Annotated in this window: 24 protein-coding genes; 10 read left to right on the forward strand and 14 right to left on the reverse strand. The window is 34.8% G+C overall.

Going from position 1 to position 21,883, the window contains the following annotated elements:
- Nucleotides 1-11: 11 nt before the first annotated feature.
- The 3 genes from B5X62_RS12090 to B5X62_RS12100 all read right to left on the reverse strand — a co-directional run bounded on the left by B5X62_RS12090 (nt 12) and on the right by B5X62_RS12100 (nt 2,245).
- Entirely contained in the window at nt 12-362 is a 351-nt protein-coding gene (locus B5X62_RS12090) for a four helix bundle protein (protein ID WP_185116720.1), read from the reverse strand.
- Nucleotides 363-393: 31 nt separating this feature from the next.
- Nucleotides 394-1,842 (reverse strand): Fe-S cluster assembly protein SufB, encoded by a 1,449-nt coding sequence (gene sufB, locus B5X62_RS12095; protein ID WP_079667692.1) that lies wholly within the window; start codon nt 1,840-1,842, stop codon nt 394-396.
- A 73-nt stretch (nt 1,843-1,915) separates the two neighbouring features.
- Complete coding sequence (locus B5X62_RS12100) at nt 1,916-2,245, reverse strand: HesB/IscA family protein (protein ID WP_079667693.1); 330 nt, start codon at nt 2,243-2,245, stop codon at nt 1,916-1,918.
- A gap of 252 nt (nt 2,246-2,497) precedes the next feature.
- Between B5X62_RS12100 and B5X62_RS12105 the strand changes: the two genes are divergently transcribed.
- A complete protein-coding gene (locus B5X62_RS12105; RefSeq protein WP_079667694.1) occupies nt 2,498-3,328 on the forward strand; it encodes a GLPGLI family protein in 831 nt (276 codons plus the stop codon).
- Between the two features lie 35 nt (nt 3,329-3,363).
- On the opposite strand, the gene B5X62_RS12110 is transcribed toward B5X62_RS12105, so the two are convergent.
- The 6 genes from B5X62_RS12110 to rsfS form a co-directional block, all read right to left on the reverse strand.
- Nucleotides 3,364-4,095, reverse strand: a complete 732-nt coding sequence (locus B5X62_RS12110) for an alpha/beta hydrolase (RefSeq protein ID WP_245797192.1) — start codon at nt 4,093-4,095, stop codon at nt 3,364-3,366.
- Between the two features lie 205 nt (nt 4,096-4,300).
- Nucleotides 4,301-4,954 carry a phosphatidylserine decarboxylase family protein gene (locus B5X62_RS12115; protein WP_079667696.1) on the reverse strand — a complete coding sequence of 218 codons (654 nt, stop codon included), beginning with the start codon at nt 4,952-4,954 and terminating at the stop codon, nt 4,301-4,303.
- A 27-nt stretch (nt 4,955-4,981) separates the two neighbouring features.
- Nucleotides 4,982-5,860, reverse strand: a complete 879-nt coding sequence (locus B5X62_RS12120; RefSeq protein ID WP_079667697.1) for a phosphatidate cytidylyltransferase — start codon at nt 5,858-5,860, stop codon at nt 4,982-4,984.
- Nucleotides 5,861-5,876: 16 nt separating this feature from the next.
- Complete coding sequence (locus B5X62_RS12125) at nt 5,877-6,458, reverse strand: LUD domain-containing protein (protein ID WP_079667698.1); 582 nt, start codon at nt 6,456-6,458, stop codon at nt 5,877-5,879.
- Nucleotides 6,459-6,611: 153 nt separating this feature from the next.
- Complete coding sequence (ftsH, locus tag B5X62_RS12130; protein WP_079667699.1) at nt 6,612-8,624, reverse strand: ATP-dependent zinc metalloprotease FtsH; 2,013 nt, start codon at nt 8,622-8,624, stop codon at nt 6,612-6,614.
- Nucleotides 8,625-8,658: 34 nt separating this feature from the next.
- Complete coding sequence (gene rsfS / locus B5X62_RS12135) at nt 8,659-9,036, reverse strand: ribosome silencing factor (RefSeq protein WP_079667700.1); 378 nt, start codon at nt 9,034-9,036, stop codon at nt 8,659-8,661.
- Between the two features lie 86 nt (nt 9,037-9,122).
- On the opposite strand from rsfS, the gene B5X62_RS12140 reads away from it, so the two are divergent.
- A complete protein-coding gene (locus B5X62_RS12140) occupies nt 9,123-9,836 on the forward strand; it encodes a biotin--[acetyl-CoA-carboxylase] ligase (RefSeq protein ID WP_079667701.1) in 714 nt (237 codons plus the stop codon).
- On the opposite strand, the gene B5X62_RS12145 is transcribed toward B5X62_RS12140, so the two are convergent.
- From B5X62_RS12145 to B5X62_RS12160, 4 genes are read right to left on the reverse strand one after another with little or no spacing between them, the layout of a single operon-like run.
- Complete coding sequence (locus B5X62_RS12145; protein ID WP_079667702.1) at nt 9,830-10,924, reverse strand: LptF/LptG family permease; 1,095 nt, start codon at nt 10,922-10,924, stop codon at nt 9,830-9,832. The genes B5X62_RS12140 and B5X62_RS12145 overlap by 7 nt on opposite strands.
- A 15-nt stretch (nt 10,925-10,939) precedes the next feature.
- On the reverse strand, nt 10,940-12,073 hold the full coding sequence (tgt, locus tag B5X62_RS12150) for a tRNA guanosine(34) transglycosylase Tgt (RefSeq protein WP_079667703.1): 1,134 nt from the start codon (nt 12,071-12,073) through the stop codon (nt 10,940-10,942).
- A 10-nt stretch (nt 12,074-12,083) separates the two neighbouring features.
- Nucleotides 12,084-12,446 carry a DUF4296 domain-containing protein gene (locus tag B5X62_RS12155; RefSeq protein ID WP_079667704.1) on the reverse strand — a complete coding sequence of 121 codons (363 nt, stop codon included), beginning with the start codon at nt 12,444-12,446 and terminating at the stop codon, nt 12,084-12,086.
- A gap of 4 nt (nt 12,447-12,450) precedes the next feature.
- Nucleotides 12,451-13,167 (reverse strand): polyprenol monophosphomannose synthase, encoded by a 717-nt coding sequence (locus tag B5X62_RS12160; RefSeq protein WP_079667705.1) that lies wholly within the window; start codon nt 13,165-13,167, stop codon nt 12,451-12,453.
- Between the two features lie 117 nt (nt 13,168-13,284).
- On the opposite strand from B5X62_RS12160, the gene B5X62_RS15765 reads away from it, so the two are divergent.
- The 8 genes from B5X62_RS15765 (at nt 13,285) to B5X62_RS12200 (ending at nt 20,999) form a co-directional block, all read left to right on the forward strand.
- The gene (locus B5X62_RS15765; RefSeq protein WP_079667706.1) at nt 13,285-13,926 is read left to right on the forward strand and encodes a DUF4271 domain-containing protein; all 642 of its coding nucleotides are present in this window, start codon (nt 13,285-13,287) and stop codon (nt 13,924-13,926) included.
- Between the two features lie 24 nt (nt 13,927-13,950).
- Complete coding sequence (locus B5X62_RS12170; protein WP_079667707.1) at nt 13,951-14,691, forward strand: uroporphyrinogen-III synthase; 741 nt, start codon at nt 13,951-13,953, stop codon at nt 14,689-14,691.
- A gap of 84 nt (nt 14,692-14,775) precedes the next feature.
- Nucleotides 14,776-16,812, forward strand: a complete 2,037-nt coding sequence (locus B5X62_RS12175) for a S9 family peptidase (RefSeq protein ID WP_079667708.1) — start codon at nt 14,776-14,778, stop codon at nt 16,810-16,812.
- A 1-nt stretch (nt 16,813) separates the two neighbouring features.
- Nucleotides 16,814-17,158 carry a hypothetical protein gene (locus B5X62_RS12180; protein ID WP_079667709.1) on the forward strand — a complete coding sequence of 115 codons (345 nt, stop codon included), beginning with the start codon at nt 16,814-16,816 and terminating at the stop codon, nt 17,156-17,158.
- Between the two features lie 152 nt (nt 17,159-17,310).
- Nucleotides 17,311-18,849 (forward strand): sensor histidine kinase, encoded by a 1,539-nt coding sequence (locus B5X62_RS12185; protein ID WP_079667710.1) that lies wholly within the window; start codon nt 17,311-17,313, stop codon nt 18,847-18,849.
- Between the two features lie 66 nt (nt 18,850-18,915).
- A complete protein-coding gene (locus B5X62_RS12190; RefSeq protein ID WP_079667711.1) occupies nt 18,916-19,602 on the forward strand; it encodes a response regulator transcription factor in 687 nt (228 codons plus the stop codon).
- Between the two features lie 30 nt (nt 19,603-19,632).
- Nucleotides 19,633-20,076, forward strand: a complete 444-nt coding sequence (locus tag B5X62_RS12195; RefSeq protein WP_079667712.1) for a hypothetical protein — start codon at nt 19,633-19,635, stop codon at nt 20,074-20,076.
- Nucleotides 20,077-20,123: 47 nt separating this feature from the next.
- Nucleotides 20,124-20,999: an SH3 domain-containing protein gene (locus B5X62_RS12200; RefSeq protein WP_079667713.1), complete on the forward strand. Its 876-nt coding sequence runs from the start codon at nt 20,124-20,126 to the stop codon at nt 20,997-20,999.
- A 26-nt stretch (nt 21,000-21,025) separates the two neighbouring features.
- On the opposite strand, the gene B5X62_RS12205 is transcribed toward B5X62_RS12200, so the two are convergent.
- Nucleotides 21,026-21,811, reverse strand: a complete 786-nt coding sequence (locus tag B5X62_RS12205; protein ID WP_079667714.1) for a murein L,D-transpeptidase catalytic domain family protein — start codon at nt 21,809-21,811, stop codon at nt 21,026-21,028.
- Between the last annotated feature and the right edge of the window lie 72 nt (nt 21,812-21,883).

Genomic DNA, 21,883 nt, shown 5'->3' on the forward strand with positions numbered 1-21,883 from the left:
TAATTAGTTAATTATTTCTTACCACTTATTTTTAATGTAATGATAATTTTATTTGTAATATTTTCAATATCTTTTAGTTGCTCTAACAAGTCGTCACATTCTGGATAATTTTCTGAATGTTTGCAAAGCAATAGCCAATAATTAGTTTCTTCTATTTCTTTTGCTGCGATTTTAAACTTATGTATAAAATCATTTTTACTTTCAGAATTTTGAGCTTCTCTAATGTTTGCACCAATTGAAGTCCCAGATTTTAATAATTGGTTTGAAATCACAAATTTTTTTTGCTCGTGAAGTAATTCGCAATATTTGATAATTCTTAATGAAAAATTAAAAGTTTTGGTTAAAATTATATTGTCTTTCATTATCAAATTATCTCATTTCCAAATTAACACATTAACCTACCGAACCTTCCAATGAAATTTCCAGAAGTTTTTGAGCTTCGATGGCGAATTCCATTGGGAGTTTGTTGAGAACTTCTTTACTGAAACCGTTTACGATTAATGCAATTGCTCTTTCGGTGTCGATTCCTCTTTGGTTGCAGTAGAAAATTTGGTCTTCACCAATTTTCGATGTTGTTGCTTCGTGCTCCAATTGTGCACTTGGATCTTTGATTTCGATGTATGGAAAAGTATGTGCTCCACATTCATTCCCCATCAATAAAGAATCACACTGAGAGAAATTCCTCGCGCCTTTTGCAGATGGCATTACTTTTACCAATCCACGGTAGGAATTGTTCGATTTTCCTGCAGAAATACCTTTAGAAATAATCGTTGAACGCGTATTCTTACCGATGTGAATCATTTTCGTTCCTGTATCGGCGTATTGATGCATGTTGGTAACCGCAATCGAATAAAATTCTCCGATTGAATTGTCACCTTTCAAAATACAAGACGGATATTTCCAAGTTACGGCAGAACCCGTTTCCACTTGCGTCCAAGAAATTTTTGCGTTTTTCTCGCAAAGTCCTCTTTTTGTTACAAAGTTGAAAACTCCTCCTTTTCCGTTTTCATCACCTGGATACCAGTTTTGTACGGTTGAATATTTAATTTCAGCATCATCCATTGCAATTAATTCCACAACAGCGGCGTGCAACTGGTTTTCGTCACGAGATGGCGCAGTACAACCTTCCAAATACGAAACGTAACTTCCTGCATCAGCGATAACAAGCGTTCTTTCGAACTGTCCTGTTCCAGCTTGGTTGATACGGAAATAAGTGGAAAGTTCCATTGGACATTTCACACCTTTTGGAATATAGCAGAATGAACCGTCAGAAAACACCGCCGAATTCAATGCTGAATAGAAGTTATCACCTCTCGGAACAACTGTTCCCAAATGTTTTTTAACTAAATCTGGATGATTTTTAATCGCTTCAGAAATGGAGCAGAAAATAATTCCTTTTTCTGCTAAAGTATCTTGGAAAGTCGTTTTCACGGAAACGGAATCCATCACGATATCAACAGCAACACCAGCCAAACGTTTTTGCTCTTCGATGTTAATACCCAATTTTGCAAAGGTTTTCAAAAGTTCTGGATCAACTTCGTCTAGACTTGCCAATTCTGGTTTTACTTTTGGTGCAGCGTAATAACGAATCGCCTGGAAATCTGGCTTTTCGTATTTGATATTCGCCCAATCTGGTTCTTCCATTTTTTGCCAAATTCGGAATGCATCCAAACGCCAATCGGTCATCCATTCTGGCTCCTCCTTCTTTTCCGAAATCATTCGGATAATATCTTCATTAAGACCCGTCGGAAAATCGTCATACTCGATGTCGGTATAAAAACCGGCTTCGTATTCTTTGGTTTTAAGATCTTCTCTTAGATCGTCTTCTGTGTACTTACTCATAATTAAATTTTAGATTTTGAATTTTAGATTTTAGATAAGAATGTCTCCAATCTCTTGTCTAAAAATCTCTAATCTACAAACTGAAACTCTCACCGCAGCCGCAAGTTCTTGAGGCATTTGGATTGTTAAAAACGAAACCTTTACCATTTAACCCGCCAGAATATTCTAATGTTGTCCCGGCAAGATAAAGGATGGATTTTTTCTCTACAACGACTTTTACACCGTTGTCTTCAAAAATTTGATCGGTTTCCCCTTTTTGGTTGTCAAACTTCAAGACGTACTCAAGACCGGAGCAACCTCCACTCTTTACGCCTACTCGTATATAGTCGGTTTCAGGATTGAAGCCTTCTTCAGTCATTAACTGCGCTGCTTTGGCTTTGGCCTGATCTGAAACTTTTATCATTGTTTTTATTTAGAATGATTTTTTATAGTGCAAAAATACAAACTAATTTCCGCAATCTCAAATCGATAGATTCTATTTTAGTAATTTAAGAATTTATTAATGACTTTTAATGAAAGTTTAACCTATTAATTGCTTGAATTATTAGTAAGTTTTAAGCTTTATTTTTATAAAAATTTAATTTACATCTTGAAATTTGTTTTGAAAGCAATTTAACTTTTAAAGTCAAAAAAACTCTAAACACTAAATTTGAATATGAAATATATATTAGGAATAATTGGAGTCATCATATCGCAATTCACATTTTCGCAAGCAACAAGATTTGTTTATCAAGCTAGCATGACACCAGATTCAACAAAAGTTACTGAAAAGAAAATTGAAAAAGTCTATCTGGATGTCGATGGACAAAAGTCGGTTTTTTATTCTGAAAATAGAGCCAAACGCGATTCGATTATGAACCGAATGCGAGAAACCAAAAATTTTGACAGAACTCAAATACAAGATTTACGATCTATTATTGATTATAGTGTAGAAAAAGATCTAGCGAAACAGAATCTTAATTTCAAACAACGAATTGCTCGCGACCAATATGTCTATGAAGAGCAAATCCCAAATACTTGGAAAATCTTACCCGAAACTGTAAAAATTGGAAATTACCAAACTCAAAAAGCGGAACAAAATTATGGTGGACGAACTTGGTATGCGTGGTTTACGACGGATGTGCCTTTGCAAGATGGTCCTTATAAATTTGGAGGTTTGCCTGGATTAATTGTAAAGCTTGAAGACAGCAAAGGTGATTATAGTTTTGACTTAATGGAAAGTAAAAAAATCGCAAGCATACAAACACCAGAAAGTCGAGGCCAAGATATTAGTATTAAAAAAGATAAATTTTTGGCAATGCAAAAGAGGTTTCAACAAGATCCTAGCAGTTTTATGAATGCAAATTCTAATCGAATGGGTGGTGGACAACGCGCCAATGCTGGTGGTCGTCAGCGACAAGTCTCAAACCCTCAACAAATGCAAGATATGCAAAAGAGAATGCTAGACGATATTAAATCGAGAAATAATCCGATTGAAAAATTATAAAAAAAGAGAACCAATTAATTGGTTCTCTTTTGGTTTTATAGATTAGAAATGGCTTTGACAATATCATCTTTGATAACCTTAACACCAAGAAGATGATCGCCTTTGTATTCCAAAAATTGTTTTGGTTCGGCGGCATTGGCGAAATTGGTTTTGCCCTGCTCAAACGGAACGGTTTTGTCCTCGGAACCATAAATAAAAAGCTTTGGAAGACCTTTTAATGCTTTAACATCTTCTTTTACAGAATACGGAGAAATCAACATTTTTTCGATAACATCTTTGTATTGAGGTGCAAAATGAGCTGCAATATCCGTGAAAGATGACATGCCGCCATCGATAATCAATCCTGAAATTTTATTTTGATTGTCTTTTGAAATTTTTGTGGCCACTTGTGTTCCTAAAGATGCACCGTAAATATAGACTTTAGTATTTTTGATATCAGGGCGAACAAGCATTGCATCAAAGAATTTTTGTGCATCTGCAGCTACGTTAAGATGCGTTGGTGTCCCAGTAGATTTTCCATAACCGCGCAAATCTACCATCACAACTTGATAACCGACTTCCACCAATGGTTTTACCATAAATTGATAAGTTGTCACATTACCGCCTGCCCCATGAAAAAACAAAATCGTCTTTTTAATGCTTTTAGTCTCAGGTTTTAAGACAATGGCAGTTATTGTGTCAGACTCAACTGGTAGAGAAATATTTTCAACATTTTTAAATTCTATTGGTTTCAAAATTTTACTTGGTTGATAAAATTTATCATCCATCTGGGCTTTTGAAAATTGAGAAAAAAAAGCGAGAACAAAAGTAAATAATAGTGCGTTTTTCATAATAGATTTTGATTTATGCTTCAAAAGTAAAACGCAAACATTTTAAACCGAAAAAAAATATGTTGAATGGTAATTTTCGGAAACTGAATGGTAAAAAAAGAGACTTTCAAAAAAAGTCTCTTTAATATTATTGATGGTAAAATTAATCTCTTAATCTCGCGATGACATCTAGACCACCTTTAGTTTTGTCTCCGATTTTGCAAAGGATTTCGGTATCAAGTGGTAAGAAAACGTCCATTCTAGAACCGAATTTAATAAATCCAAACTCGTGACCAGCTTTCGCCTTATCCTCGATATTACAATAGAAAACAATACGTCTCGCAACGTAACCTGCAATCTGACGGAACACCACTTTATGATTGGTTTCACTTTTTACAGCAACAGTTGTTCTTTCATTTTCTGTTGAAGATTTTTCGTGCCACGCTACCAGATATTTTCCTGGATGATATTTTTTATAAACAACATCTCCAGAAACTGGATAACGACAAATATGAACATTAAGCGGCGACATAAAGATAGAAACTTGAATACATTTTTCTTTTAAAAACTCATCTTCAACAACTTCTTTAATCATTACAACCTTACCGTCAACTGGTGCAATTACATTCTCAACATGTTCCAAAATATTACGGTTTGGAACACGGAAAAACCAAAACACCAATCCTAAAATCACCAATAATGGAACGATGATTAACAATGACCACATTTTTAGAAAGTAAATAGAAATACCTCCAATTATTAAAATGGCTAAAATCGCAACCGTTAAGGTGCCTTTGGATTCTTTATGAAGCTTCATAGTCTATATTTTCGAACCTTTAAGATTCTATACAAATTTTTCTAAAATAAAATACAAATATACAACAGGCGCACAAATTATGAAACTGTCTAATCTATCTAACACGCCACCATGTCCTGGAATGATGTTTCCGCTGTCTTTAACACCAAAAGAACGTTTTAATTGGCTTTCCACCAAATCGCCTAAAGGTGCAAAAACCGACACTAAAAACCCGACCATAATCCAATTACCACGAAGTTCTGGAAAATATTTTTCAACAAAGAAACCTAGGATCAATGTGAAAAATACACCTCCAGCAAAACCTTCCCAAGTTTTTTTAGGACTAATAGTTGGTGCCATCTTGTGTTTGCCAAAGAATTTTCCGGTAAAATAAGCGAAACTGTCACTACTCCAAATAAGAATAAACAACATCATCACTTCTAAAGTAAAAGGCTTGTTAACTGGATCTAATGTGCTAAAACTCGGCAATCCTAATGCAAAACTAAATGGTAAAGCTGTATATATAACGGTAAATATAAATTTACCGCTTTCGAAATAAAGTTCTTTCGGAAATTTGAAAAGTGTAATACAAGCAATTAAAATTAAACCTAAAGCAAGTATTTCGGACAAATTAAAATTGAAGAAAAATCCGTGGTAGAAAAATCGTTTTGAAAATTGATAATAAATAAAAGCTACCAATGGTAAAACCAGCCATTTGTAAATACCGTTATCAAATTTCATAATTCGGATACATTCCCAAACGCCAACAAGCATAAAGAATGTCATTAATCCGTAAAAAAGATATTGTTGTTTGACAGCAGGAATGATGGGACTAAGCCATGATTCGCCCAAAGGTGTACAACAAAGTATGATGACTAAACCATAAATTGCTCCCGAAATAAGTCGCTGAATGAGATTTTTATCCAAAGTTTGAGTTTAAAAATTAATCTTCCAGCAAAAGTAAGAAAAGTTTTGAACTGTCTTTGTTAGGTGTGTCAAGTTTTGATTGACTTCCGCTAATCGAAGTTAAATTTTTAAGATTACCAGCACGTTTTACTTTCATCATCGCTTCACCAAGATTGGTTACAATTTGCGAAACATTGGCGATAATAATAATTTTTTCGGGTAATCTAGAAGAATGGTAATGCATAATATTGTTATGCGATAACATAACTCTACCATCAAAAGCGATGAGATATTCTGCTGTGATAAAAGCAGCATCATTTTCTTCCTCTAATTGCGAAGTGTACTTAGTTTTAGTAACATTAAGGAAATCTTGCAATTGCTTATCCCAACAAAAAACAGAAGTAATACCTTCTATTTTGAGAATTTGATTAAGCGTCTGTAACGCCTCTGCATCATCTCCACAATAGTTAAAATAGCCACCAGAATGCGTAAACAATTGGGCAAATTTGTAGTCCAAATCTGCATCACGCAATTCGTCGCCCAACTTCGTCACATTAGGATCGTCTTCCTCCTCTTGTTGGTTAAGTATCTTATTTACAATTTTTTTGAATAAACTCAATTTCGATGAGAGATTTTGATACAATTACAAAAATATAAAATATCTGTAATATTAAAAATTTAAAAATCAAAAATATAGCAAAAATCCCGATTACCACACATAAAAGATGAAGAATCAGGATTTTTTATATTATTTTTTAGAAAATTAACAATATTAATGTTCTAATTTGGGTTCCGCTTGTGGCGTTTCGTTCTGTTGTTCAACATTAGTTGCATCAGTTGCTGTTGCAGGAAGAACTTCAGCGTTAGAAACTGGCTTCTCCGTCAACTCTGGATCCCAAGCTCTTTTCCCGAAAATCTCTTCAAGATCTTCACGGAAGATAACTTCTTTCTCTAATAATTTATTAGCTAAAGCAGTTAATTTGTCTTGATTATCTGTAAGAATTTGGATTGCTCTTTCATACTGACTTTGTACAAATCTTTGGATTTCGTCATCGATAATCTCCGCAGTTTTCTCAGAATATGGTTTTGAAAACGCATAATCATTTTGACCAGAACTATCATAGTAAGATACGTGACCAACTTTCTCGCTCAAACCATAAATGGTAACCATTGCATTAGCTTGTTTGTAAGCTCTTTCTAAGTCATTTTGCGCACCCGTAGAATAATCTCCCAACGCAACTTGCTCTGCCGCACGACCACCTAATAAAGAACACATTTCGTCCAACATTTGTTCTGTTGTTGTAATCTGTCTTTCTTCTGGAAGATACCAAGCTGCTCCCAAAGAACGTCCTCTTGGTACAATCGTAACTTTTAACAAAGGCGCTGCGTGTTCTGTCAACCAAGACACCGTTGCGTGACCAGCTTCGTGGAAAGCAATTCTTTTCTTTTCAGAAGGTTTAATGGCTTTATTTTTCTTTTCGAGACCGCCGATAATTCTATCAACTGCATCTAAGAAATCTTGTTTAGTAACAACTTCATGGCTATTTCTTGCAGCAATTAGTGCAGCTTCGTTACAAAGATTTGCAATATCAGCACCACTAAATCCTGGTGTTTGTTTTGCTAAGAAATCTCTGTCAACTTCTGGATCTAATTTAATTTTCTGTAAATGAACATCGAAAATTTGTCTTCTCTCATGAAGTTCTGGAAGGTCAACATAAATTGATCTATCAAAACGTCCAGCTCTCAACAAAGCTTTATCCAAAATATCAGCACGGTTGGTTGCAGCCATAATGATAACATTAGTATCTGTGCCAAAACCATCCATTTCGGTTAACAACTGGTTAAGTGTATTTTCGCGCTCATCGTTACCACCGCTAAAATTTTTACCACCTCTTGCTCTACCAATTGCATCAATCTCATCAATGAAAATAATAGCGGGTGATTTTGCTTTAGCCTGAGCAAATAAGTCACGAACTCTAGATGCCCCAACACCTACAAACATCTCCACAAAGTCTGATCCAGACAAAGAGAAAAACGGTACTTTAGCCTCACCAGCAACAGCTTTTGCTAATAAAGTTTTACCAGTACCTGGAGGACCAACTAAAAGAACACCTTTAGGAATTTTACCTCCTAGTTTCGTATATTTTTCTGAGTTTTTAAGGAAATCGACAACTTCTTGCACCTCTTCTTTTGCGCCTTCTAGACCAGCAACATCTTTAAAGGTTACATTAATTTTTTCTTTATCATCAAAAAGTTTAGCTCTTGACTTCCCGATAGAGAATATCTGTCCGCCAGGACCGCCGCCACCGCCCATTTTTCTGAATAAGAAAAAGTAGAACAATGCCATAATTGCAATCCAGAATAAAGCAGTAAACAACAACTCAGAGAACGGGCTTTTGCTAGTCCCAAATTCCATGGTTGCTTTTTTGTCAGCTGGCGCTTCCGAGTTGATTTGGTTAAATCTTTCTTGGAAATATCGAAGATCACCATAAGTCAAGGTATAATCTGGACCTGGTTTCATTGCCAACATAGACAATGGATTTTCGTCTTTTTTAGCTGCAGATTTTTGTTCTGCTTTAGCAGCTTTGTTAAGAAAAATTTCTGCTTTTGGTGTATCTCTGTACACCATAACTTCTCCAACCTTACCAGACTGGACAAGCTTATAGAAGTCATTCTCACCGATATTTTTGGTATTGGAATCTCCTAGAAATCCTGGCACTAAAAACAGCACCATAACCAAAATAATAATGGGAATAAACCAATTAAAACCTTTATTATTATTCATTATTTTTTACTTTGAAATATTTGGAAATAATATCTTAGAAGTTGGGCTGTGCATCTTCGATGCGTGTTACTTTTGCATCACCCCAAAGCGTCTCGATATCATAGTATTCTCTAACTTGTTTTTGGAAAACATGGACAACAACCGATACATAATCTAACAACACCCACATTGCATTTTCGTTACCTTCTACATGCCATGGACGATCTTTAAGCTCGTTTCTCACTTTCTTTTCGATATTACCAGCGATAGACGATACTTGTGTATTAGAATTACCACTACAGATGATAAACGTCTCTGCAACTGCATTTTCAATATTCGAAAGATCAAAAACTAAAACGTCCTCACCTTTTGTATCTTGTATTGCTTCTATTATTTTCTCTACTAATAGTTGTTTTTCTGTATTTTTACTCATTCAAAAATTATATATCTGCAAATTTATTGATTTTAATCTATTTAAGCTTTGTCTTCTTAGCTTTGGATGTCTTAAAGTTTTCTTAAATGACCGATCTAATTTACAAATCTGAAGTAACTTCTACAAACGAAGAAATTCTTGACCTGCTAATTAACACTCCAGAACACTTGGCGCTGTACAGTTTTAACCAAACTAAAGGCCGCGGACAATATGGAAATGTATGGAATATCCAAATTGACAAAAACCTCGCCTACACCTTTGCTATAAAAACGAAGAACATAAATCTTGACGATGTCAGCTTCAATTATCGTACCGCGCTTATTACACGTGATTTTATAGCCAAAATGACCAAAAGTGCTGTCAATATCAAATGGCCAAATGATTTAATTTTAAACCAAAAAAAAATCTGTGGCATCTTAATCGAAAAGAAAAAAGTTGACCACGAAAGTTATTTCATTATTGGGATTGGCATTAATATTTTGCAAGAAAACTACGACAATCTTCCAAAGGCAGGTTCTATTTTAACAACTACTGGTCAAGCTTTCGATATAAAAAACTTTGCTGAAGCTTTTCATTATTATTTTAAAAGTGAAATTTCAAAAACAATTTATGACGTGGAAATTCTAAATAATTTCAACAGTCATTTATTTAGAAAAAATGAAATTTCGGTGTTTGTAAAAGATGACATAAGACAAAATGGCATAATAAAACACGCCGATGCTGACGGTTATCTTTGGATTGATTTTGAAAAGGATGGTCTACAACGTGTTTTTCATAAACAAGTCGAGTTACTTTATTGATTAGCGCGCTTCCAATAAAGATAAAATGCGATTGGCCCAAATATTAAATTCGGAAGCCACATTGCAAGAAGCGGTGACATACTTTTGTTCTCGGAAACCACGCTTAAAGCTTGGAAAGAAAACACAAACACGAAAGCCAACGCAATACCAATGGCAAGGTTAATCCCAAGTCCACCACGCTTTTTTTGTGATGACAACGACAAAGCCAAAAATGTCAAAATTATAATAGAAACTGGCATCGACGTACGCTGATGCAATTCATTATAAAAGGTATTAACATTACTATTTCCCTTTATTTTTTCACGCTCGATAAGTTTGATGAGATCAGGCGTTATTTTATTCTGACCAACTAATTTGTCAGGAAAAAGTTCTTCTGGCGGCAACCCAAAATCTTGCTTTTTTTGATCACCGTTTGCTAACTTTTCGGAGTCGTCTTTTTGAGGCCAACGCTCCATATAACTTGTTAGCAAAAAGGATTTTGATTTAGCATCCCAAGTAACATCATTCGCGATAATCTGATAAATTAACTTTTTATCCTTGTCAAATTTTTGATAAAGATAACCAAAACCTTTCTTCTGTTCGCGATTATAATTGTTTATAAAAATATACTCGAAAGGGTTAAGATTGGTCGCAATTGTGGTATTCCCCAACAACTCGTCTTTGTTAACTTGGTTGTAAGTATAAGGTTCTAATTTATTCTTTTTAATATTCGCCCAAGGCAAAATAAAATGATTGGTCGCTAAGGCAAACCCGGCAATAATTAAAGATGCAATTAAATAAGGTTTTGCAAAACGATGAAAACTTGCACCGCTACTGATAATTGCTACAATTTCGGTATTATTAGCCAATCTCGACGTAAAGAAAATTACCGAAATAAAAACCAAAATCGACATAAAGGTGATAATCAAATTCAGGATCCAAAACGGATAGAAATTCACCAAGAAATAAGTTACCGAAAAACCGTTATTTTCGATACGTGGTGTTTTACTCTGAACATCGATGATTAATACAATTATCGACAAAAGCGCCAACATAAAAAAGAGGGTGCCAAGATATTTTTTGATAATATATGCGTCGATAATTTTCATAAAACCTACGAAGAATTATAGTCTTTGTTTAAGTTGAGGAATAATAGAATCTTTCCATTCGTAAAAATCGCCAGCAACAATATGCTCTCTCGCAACTTTCACCAAATCTAGATAAAACGCCAAATTATGAATAGATGCAATTTGTTTTGCTAAATATTCTTTCGCAACAAATAAGTGACGAACATAGGCTTTGCTATAATCGCGATCCACAAAACTTGTCCCAAACTCATCCAAAGCCGAGAAATCGTTTTTCCACTTTTCGTTTTTCATATTGATAACACCTTGCCAAGTAAACAACATCGCGTTACGCGCATTTCTTGTCGGCATCACACAATCCATCATATCAACGCCAAGTCCGATGCTTTCTAGGATATTCCAAGGTGTACCAACGCCCATCAAATAACGCGGTTTATCTTTTGGAAGAATATCAGTTACCTCATTGGTAATTCTGTACATTTCCTCTTCAGGTTCACCAACAGAAAGACCACCAATCGCATTACCTTCGGCGCCAGCTTCAGAAATAACTTCTGCAGAAATTTTTCTTAAATCCGAGTACGTCGAACCTTGTACAATCGGAAACAAACGTTGCTTGTGCCCGTAAAGTTCTTCATTTTCTTTAGTCCAATCCACACATCTTTTTAACCAACGATGTGTTAACTCCATAGACAATTTTGCTTGATTATATTCGCACGGATAAGGCGTACACTCATCAAAAGCCATAAAAATATCTGCACCAATTTGACGTTGGATTTCCATTGATTTTTCAGGAGAAATAAAATGATAACTTCCGTCGATATGCGATTTAAACTTAACACCTTCTTCCGTCATTTTGCGACTTTTAGAAAGTGAAAAAACCTGATAACCACCGCTATCTGTTAAGATTGGACGATCCCAATTCATAAACTTATGAAGACCTCCTGCTTGTTGCATAATATCCATCCCTGGACGCAACATCAAGTGGTAAGTATTCCCTAAAATAATTTGCGCGTTGATATCGTCTTTCAACTCGCGTTGGTGCACAGTTTTAACACTTGCAACGGTACCAACCGGCATAAAAATTGGCGTCTGAATATCGCCATGATCTGTATGTAAAACCCCAGCTCTAGCTTTGCTTTGGGATGTTTTTTCAATTTCAAAAAACTTCGACATTATATTTCTTCTAGTTCGTCTTTTCTGGTGGCAAGTTAGCTTGCTCTTTCTTTTTGATATAGTCTTCGAGTTTTGGTTCTTTTTTAAATAAATACTCTTTCGACTGTTCTACAATAGCGTCCAATTGATCTGTTGCTACATAATAGGTATAACTTTCACTAAAATCTTTAGACGTTATTTTATATTTTTTGAGAAGAAACTTAGTTGCGCCTTCTCTATTATCTTTTTGGTTGAAAATATAGCTTTGATCATTGATTGCAAAATCTGCCATAATCTCTGCCATTTGATCTTCAGGAATTAAGTTTTTGGGCTTATCCACTAATTTGGAGCAAGCCATCAAAACAAATAATATTAAAAAAGACCATTTTTTCATAAGTCTATAACTTACCGAAAATACTTTTTAGTTTTAAATCCAAAACACCAAACACCGCTTCTTTGATGATGCCGCCATTCATTTTGCTTTCGCCTTCTGTTCTGTCCGTAAAAATAATTGGAACTTCTTTTATTTTGTATCCTTTTTTAAAAGCTCGGAATTTCATTTCAACTTGAAATCCATAACCTTTAAGTTTTACATTATCAAGTCCAATACCTTCCAAAACTTTTCTCGAAAAACATACAAAACCCGCCGTTGTATCGTGCACAGGAATTCCTAAAATAAAACGTACATACTTCGACGCAAAATACGACAACAACACTCTAGACATCGGCCAGTTAACAACATTAACGCCTTTACTATAACGCGAACCAATTGTCATATCGGCATCCAAACAAGCTTCATATAATTTGGGAAGATCGTTTGGATTATGCGAAAAATCGGCATCCATTTCAAAGATATAATCGTAGCCATTATCTAATGCCCAACGAAATCCATGAATATAGGCTTTCCCAAGTCCATCTTTAATATTTCTGATTGTAAGATGAAGTTTTTCGGGATATTGTCCTTGTAAAGATTTAACAATATCCGCCGTGCCATCTGGTGAAGAATCGTCGACTACCAAAACCTCAAAACCTCCGTCCAATGCCATAACAGCAGCGATAATTCGTGCTATATTTTCCTTCTCGTTATAAGTTGGTATAATGACCAGTTTCTTCATTAAAAAAAATCAATGTGCAAAGATAGTATTTTCGAAGCATACAATAATCTCACCAATCAAAATTCGACAATCGATATTTGGCTTTAATTATTTCCGTATTTTTGCAAAAATTTTGAAGTGGTAAGACTTTACGAACAACATGATTGGGTAATTTTTTGCATCTTGGGTTGTATTTTCATCTTCATTTTTAGTTTTATTTTTCTTCATCGCGATGCTTCCATCAAAGAATTTTTACTACTAAAAAAAGACGAGAGCAGCAACGTTGTATTGTCATGGATATTGACGTCCATTGTATTTTGTGTGATGTCAACGGTAGCTTTTTCGCAATTTGTACCTGTTGTTCCAAAATTTATTTCAGATTTACAAATCGGTGGATTTGCTCTCAACAAATTTGGTTTTGTCTTCATTAGTATTGTTTTATTTTTTTTAATTAAAACAATAATGACCTACTTTTTCTTCACAAGTTTGGGTTATAACAAACTACTAATTAACCTTTATATACTGGCAAACAAGTACTATTTTTTGAGTAGTATTTTGTTAATTATCGCATCTTTTACTTTTTTCTATTTCCCAATAGATGAGTTAAAATACCTTTACATTGCGATGATTTCGGTATTATTTTTATTTATTTTAAAACTATTTCTTTATTGGTTTAACAAACCTCAAACAATGCCAAACGAATGGTATTATAAAATTTTGTATATTTGCACCCTCCAAATAGCACCCTTGTTTGTGCTTTGGAAATTTCTTTTTAGCTAATTTATAAAAGACACTCAAAAACACATGAAAATTAAGTCTATATTGGTTTCGCAACCAGCTCCCAAAGAGTCTTCTCCATATTTGGAACTTGCGAAAAAAGAGAAAATAAAAATTGATTTTCGTCCTTTTATTCACATCGAAGGTGTGGATGCCAAAGATCTTAGAACCCAAAAAATTGACCTGTCTCAATACACAGGTGTGATTTTTACAAGTAAAAATGCTATTGACAATTACTTCCGTCTAGCTCAAGAAATGCGTTTTACAGTGCCTGACACAATGCGTTACATTTGTCAGTCAGAAGCGATCGCTAACTTTATGCAAAAACATATTGTGTACAGAAAGCGCAAAATTAGTTTCGGTGAAAAAACCTTTTCGGATCTTACACCGCTTCTTAAAAAGCACAATACCGAGAAATATCTATTACCTTCATCGGACGTTCTTAACGACGATATCCCAAGAACACTTGACAATGCTGGTGTAGATTGGACACGTGCTATTATGTATCGTACCGTATGTAGCGACCTAACAGATATCGACATTAACGAATATGACATGTTGGTGTTCTTTAGTCCACAAGGGATCAAATCTTTGAAACAAAACTTCCCTAACTACGAGCAAGGTGATAAAAAAATCGCTGTATTTGGACCAACGACACAAGCTGCTGCGGAAGAACACGGATTAAGAGTTGACGTTATGGCTCCAACAAAAGAATCGCCATCTATGACCATGGCAATTGAAAAATACGTTAGAAGTTTGAACAAATAAAATCAAACGCATCTATAAATTTACAACCACTTGTCCAACATGGAAGGTGGTTTTTTTATTAATTTAGAACTTTAGTTTTTCTATATGAAAGCGCCTCAAGCAAAGAAAATCGACCATATTATCGAAAAGCACAAAGATGTGCGAAACGACCAATATTACTGGATGAACCAACGAGAAAATCCTGACGTTTTGCAGTATTTGGAAGATGAAAACAAATTCGCGGATTTTGTAATGCAGGATACTGAAACTTTGCAATCTGAATTGTTTGAGGAAATGAAAGCGCGCTACAAAAAAGATGACGCATCACTTCCCTATTTTTTCAACGGATATTGGTATATCGTGCGTTATGAAGACGGAAAAGACTATCCTATTTTCACAAGAAAAAAAGAAAGGCTGGAAGCGGAAGAAGAAATTTTACTTGATGCTAACCAATTAGCTGATGGTTTAGAATATTTTGAAATCGGAAGCTTGACTGTTAGTCCTGACAACAAAATTCTAGCTTTTTCTTACGATAAAATTGGAAGAAGAATTTACGAAATCAATTTTAAAAATCTAGAAACTAAAGAACTTTACACCGATAAAATTGAAAATAATACAGGGAAAATTGTTTGGGCAAATGATAACGAACATGTATTCTATATTACTAAAGATGAAAGCCTACGCGCTGATAAAGTCTATCGTCATAGATTAGGAGAGCCAGAAAATGTTTTGGTTTATCACGAAGAAGATGATACTTTTGATGTTGGCTTGTTCAAAACTAAATCTTTAGACTATATTTTTATCGCGACTTCTAGCACTAACGAGGACGAACAGCGTTTTATCCCAGCAGATAACGTTAATGCTGAATGGACAATTGTCCAACCGAGAACTGAGGACCTCGAATATTCTGTTGAACATTATGGCGATTTGTTCTACATTATTACAAATGCTGATGATGCCACGAATTTTAAAATCGTAACAACACCTGTTTCGCAACCAAGCAAAGAAAATTGGGTTGATTATATTCCGCATCGTGAAGAAGTGTTGTTGGAAGGTTTTGAAATTTTTAAAAATTATTTTGTCATTGAAGAAAGAACTGAAGGTCTTTTACAAATTAAAATCATCAACAACGACACTGGAAATGCGCATTACTTAGAATTTTCAGATCCGACTTATACCGCCTACATCGGCATCAATTTAGAATTTGACACCAAAATTTTGCGTTACGGATACACGTCTTTAACCAAACCAAATTCGACTTTTGAATACGATATGGAAACCGAAACTTCAACATTGTTAAAACAACAAGAAGTTTTGGGAGGAAAATTTGACGCTGACAATTATATTTCTGAAAGAATTTGGGCAACTGCTCGCGATGGTAAAAAAATTCCTATTTCTTTAGTTTATCATAAAAACACTGCGAAGAAATCGGACACACCTTTATTACTTTATGGTTACGGAAGTTATGGTGTGACGATCGATGCGAGTTTTTCGAATGTTAGATTATCGCTTTTGGATCGAGGTTTCATTTATGCTATCGCGCACATTCGAGGAGGAGAATATCTTGGTCGCGAATGGTACGAAGACGGTAAAATGCTTCAAAAGAAAAATACTTTTACTGACTTTATTGATGCTGGAAAATATTTAACAGAAATCAATTACACTTCTCCAAAACATCTTTATGCAATGGGCGGAAGTGCTGGGGGACTTTTGATGGGCGCTGTTATTAATATGGAACCAAAACTTTTCGCAGGTGTTGTGGCGCAAGTTCCGTTTGTGGATGTTGTAACGACAATGTTGGATGACAGTATTCCTTTAACGACGGGAGAGTATGATGAATGGGGAAATCCAAATGAAGAAGAATATTATCAATACATGAAATCTTATTCGCCGTATGACAATATTGTGGCGCAAGATTATCCAAATATGCTGATAACAACAGGCTTCCACGATTCTCAAGTGCAATATTGGGAACCCGCAAAATGGACTGCAAAACTTAGAGATTTAAAAACCGATGATAATATATTAATCTTTAAAACCGATATGACATCTGGTCATGGCGGCGCAAGTGGCAGATTCGAAAGCTTAAAAGAAATCGCTTTGGAGTATGCTTTCCTTTTAAAAATTGAAAATAAGAATTAATATGAATGAAGCAGAAATCTGGAAAAAGATAGAATCTTTTTTCGAAAATAATTTTGACACAGAAAAAAATCCACCCATCGAAAGCATGCTTTTCTTAATTGGCGTGCAAGAGCTTGGCAGTGGACAACAAAAATATACCAAAGACGACAAGGTTAACCTCATCCACATCGCGGTTTGCAGACTTTTGGAACCTTTTGGTTATTATAAATTTTCACATTATGTTGATGGTTGGCCACAATACGACGAAACGGACAATCTTCCCGAGTTAAAACCAAATGAACAAAGCATCTTGATGCGAAAAGCAATTGTACAATACTTTTTGGATGAAGAAATCCCTTTGGACTAGCTTGAGTTTCAACTCATTCTAAGCGATCACATTTACGATTCACGAAAAAATGTTAAAAAAATAAGATTTAAGAAACAAAATATATTTTTTTAGCACAATATTTGTTATCTGCATATAGAATCGTTTAATTTTAACTTTTCAAAAACAATTCAATGAACAATAAATTCATTCCGATTATCTCTGTTTTTATGACGATATCACTCATTGTGTTCGTCTCTTTGCAGTTATATTGGATTAAAGAATTATATGGCGCGCTGGAGCAAGATTTTTCTAATAAAGTCTATTCTGCATTAGAAACTTCTTCAGAAAAAATACAAGAACTGGAAGTTGACAAGTATTACAACAAAGATTTTACAAACTTAAAATCAGAAATTGTAAGCAACAATCAGCCAACGCAGACTTATATTCAGCAGACTAAAGATTCTGCAAACAGAACCTCGATTTTGTTTCAAAAAAGCATTATCGAAAAACAACAAATCCCGATTTCTAAACAAGGTGACTCACTGAATATCACCAAGTTATACAAGGATGAAGGTTTGTACAAAATTAAAAAACAAAGTCCAGAATTACTGACATCACAAATCGGTAAAGACCTAGACAACAGCACATTACAACTGAAAGAATTTGCAAAACTTAACGCCAGCAACCTTCCAATTGAACAACGTGTTGACAACAAAACCATTGATTCTGTTTTAACAAAAGAATTAAAATTAAAAGGTATTGACACCAAAATAGGTTTTGGCGTGATCGATAAAACCAACAAGTTAACATCGATTAGCAACAACACTTATTTGGATCAAAAAGATAAAACCAACTATACGTATCCACTTTTCACGAACAGTAAAGACCAAACATTATACACGCTGGCGTTGGTGTTTCCTAGAAAAGATTACTCTTTGGTGAGACACAATTTGCCAATGTTAGTTGGGACTTTTGTGTCGCTGTTAACGATTTTGGGGATTTATATTATTTCCATCAATTATATGATGCGTCAGAAAAAAATCGCTGATGTCAAAACGGATTTCATCAACAATATGTCGCACGAATTCAAAACGCCTTTGGCAACGATTTCGGTGGCGACAGATTCTTTATCAAACGATAAAATAGCAACAGATCCAGATAAGGTCAAATACTATTCTAGCTTGATAAAACAAGAGAATCTAAGGATGAAAAAGCAAGTCGAAAATGTTCTTAATATGTCAAAATTAGAACGTAACGAGATGCAATTATTTTTAAAAGAAACTAATGTAAGAGAGTTGATTAAGAAGATTACTGAGTCTTTCAAACTAATTGTTGAAGAACGTCAAGGTATATTAACAACCAACTTTACGGCGGAGAAGTATAATTTTAAAATAGATGAATTCCATTTTTCGAATGCCTTGGTTAACTTATTAGATAATGCCAACAAGTATTCGCCAGACACACCAGAAATTACTATTAAAACTAGAAATGATGGTAATTGGTATGTCATCGAAATTTCTGACAAAGGCATGGGAATGGACGCGGAGAACAAAGCGAAGATTTTTGAAAAATTCTTCCGCGAAGAGACCGGCAACATCCATAACGTTAAAGGTCAAGGACTTGGACTTTCTTATGTTAAAAAAATCATAGAAATCCACCACGGACAAATACAAGTAGAATCTCAAAAAGGAAAAGGTAGCACATTTATTGTTAAACTGCCTATGAGTTAAAATACAAATCAAACAATTAAATAAAATAGGAAGCAATTCCGATTAACCAATTAAAATATTAAGGCTATGAGCAACAGAATATTATTAGTAGAAGACGATCAAAGTTTTGGTGCGGTTCTTAAAGATTATCTTAGCATCAACAACTTCGAGGTGACTTTGGCGACAGACGGAGAAATGGGTCTTAAAGAATTCACAGAGAAAGAGTTCGACATCTGTATTTTCGACGTAATGATGCCGAAAAAAGATGGTTTTAGCCTTGCTGAAGACGTTAAAAAAATTGATAAAAATACACCGATTATCTTCTTAACTGCTCGTAACATGAGAGAAGATATCTTGAAGGGTTATCAAATTGGTGCTGACGATTATATCACAAAACCATTTGATACAGAGCTTCTTCTTTATAAGATTAAAGCTATTCTGCAAAGAAGTGCAGTTTTAGAAAACGAAGATCAAGAACAATTCAAGATTAGTGATATTTTCTTCGATTCTATGTTAAGACAACTGCGTGTTGGCGAAAAAGAATACAAGCTTTCTCCAAAAGAGAACGAACTTCTTAAGCTACTCTGCTTACATCGTAACGACTTCATGCCAAGAGACTTAGCTCTTAGAAAAATCTGGAAAAAAGAAAATTACTTTACCGCAAGAAGTATGGACGTATATATTGCTAAACTGAGAAAACTTCTTAAAGATGACGAAGGTTTAGAGATTATCAATGTACATGGTGAAGGTTTCCGACTATTAGTGAAAAACTAATTCTTTTGTATCTTTGAGAAAATATAAGTTATGAAATCTCAAATTTTAAGTCTAGCAATCATCTGCGTTTCGGTTATTTCTTGTGGGAAGAATGATAAAATCTCTCCAACACCAGATAGCAAATCAACTGAAGTTGCAAAAGTTGATAGCACGAATACAGAAGCTAAAACTGAAGTTGCGCAGCCAAATCAAGTTCAAATTGCAACTCCAGCACCAACAACTGCTGGACTAAATCCTGAACATGGCATGCCTGGCCACCGTTGCGACATTCCTGTTGGACAACCGTTAAACTCGGCACCATCGCCAGCACCTACAGTTGGGATGAATCCAGCGCCAACGGTACAGCAGATAACGCCAGTTGCACCGCAACAACCTGCTACACCACAAGCGATTGGACCAAAACCCGCGCTTAATCCGGCACATGGAGAGCCACATCATGACTGTGCAATACCCGTTGGAGAGCCACTTACTTAACAATATAAAGCCTGCTAATTGCAGGCTTTTTTATCAATAATTAATTTATGTTACGTTATTTAATATTTAGTTTTTTATTTACGATTGGATTTTTCAATGCGCAAAGCGAAGTCGCTTATGCTTATGTTGATAATGGTTTGTATGCGAATTCGGTTTTTAATCATCAAAAAAATGAAATGGTTAAAGTCTATGTTGACCAAACCAAAATACGTGAGCTTCCAACCTTAACATCAAAAGTTGTTGATAGTGTTTCACATAACAAAAGTTTAAAAATTATAGAAGTGACGGGCGCTGTTACCCAACTTGGTGAACGAGCAGCAAATTGGTTACGCGTTGCATACGACAATAAAACTGGTTTTATCTGGAGTGGCAATCTTGCAATTTCTCAGTTTTCAAAAGACGGTGTTGACATTCTGTTTGGTATTCCTTCAACGGAAACAAAAATAAATCCTGATAATATTAGTTACAAAGGTCTTGTTGGCGGCATCAAATATTTTAAAAATGCAAATTTGATTTCAGAAAAGAATTTCGATGCTGGAACCACAGAAAATCTTAGTGCACATACTTTAACCGTTGAAAAAGCTACTCGATTAAAAAACATCGACTATACGATTAACACGATGGTCTCGGGAGAAGCTTGTGGAATCCCAACCTACGAACAGACGATTTTTGTGACTAAAGATAATTTGATTTTGTTACCGAAAACCGAAAGTGTTGCTGATGGCGGAATTTTCTATCATTCCGAAAGCATCGAATTGCCGAGTGCAGAAAACAAACTGAACAATCAGTTCTACTATATTTTAGAAAAAGGACAAACCGATGATAACGATGTGACGACTGGCGAGAAGATAAAAAACCTTTATCAGTGGGACGGTCAAGATTTTAAAAATATTAAAACAATAAAAGAAGCCATCAAATCATGATGGCTTCCTTTCAATTATTATTTAATCTATTGCTTTGCAAGAACCTCGTTTGACAAAGGTTCTGCCACCTTCAACCACTCGGATTGTGAAAGATAATTTTGATCTGGATAATAGATAAACAGACAAGACTTATCTTTAATTCTATCAATAATTGGTGCAGCCAAAGCTCTTGGCACAGCTGGACAACCCCAACTTCTACCCAATCTTTTTTCGGATTTTATAAAATCCTCACTTACATAATCGGCACCATGCATTACAATAGCGCGCTTCATAGCGGCATCGTTGTAACCTTTGTCCATCCCAACTAATCGTAAAGAATAGCCATTGTCACCGTTATAAGTTGTTTCTGTCACATAAAATCCCAGACTTGATTGGTGAGAATTTTCTGTGTTCGAAAAGTTAGTAGCGAATTCTTCGCCCGTACCTTTACCATGCGCAACCAATGAGTTAAAAAGCACGGTTTTCGTTTCTACATCAATAACCCAAAGTCTCTTTTTGTTAGACGAAAGGCTAAAATCGCAGATGCTTAACAATCTCGCATCTTCGTTGAGTGCGCCTGATTTTTTTAAATTTTGAAACCCTAAATAAGCTTTATTAAAAACGTCAAAATTTAAAACATCATTACCTTCAAAAGAAATCGAATTGTAGATCGTTTCTGCTGTTGTTGTTTTGTTTTCTTCTTTGATTTTTTCGACTACAACTGTCTTGTAAGTTTTTTCAGTTTTAGCCGAAGTTGTTTCGATTTTTGTATTGGGATAAAAAGATGTTCCTAACAAAAACACTGAACAAAGAAAAATTGGGAGTCTCTTCATATATACTTTACATTTGCGAGGGCAAAATTACAATTATAAGATTATCAATGAATTATATATTACGAAGTTTAA

The organism is Soonwooa buanensis, from assembly GCF_900167905.1.
Taxonomy (GTDB): domain Bacteria; phylum Bacteroidota; class Bacteroidia; order Flavobacteriales; family Weeksellaceae; genus Soonwooa; species Soonwooa buanensis.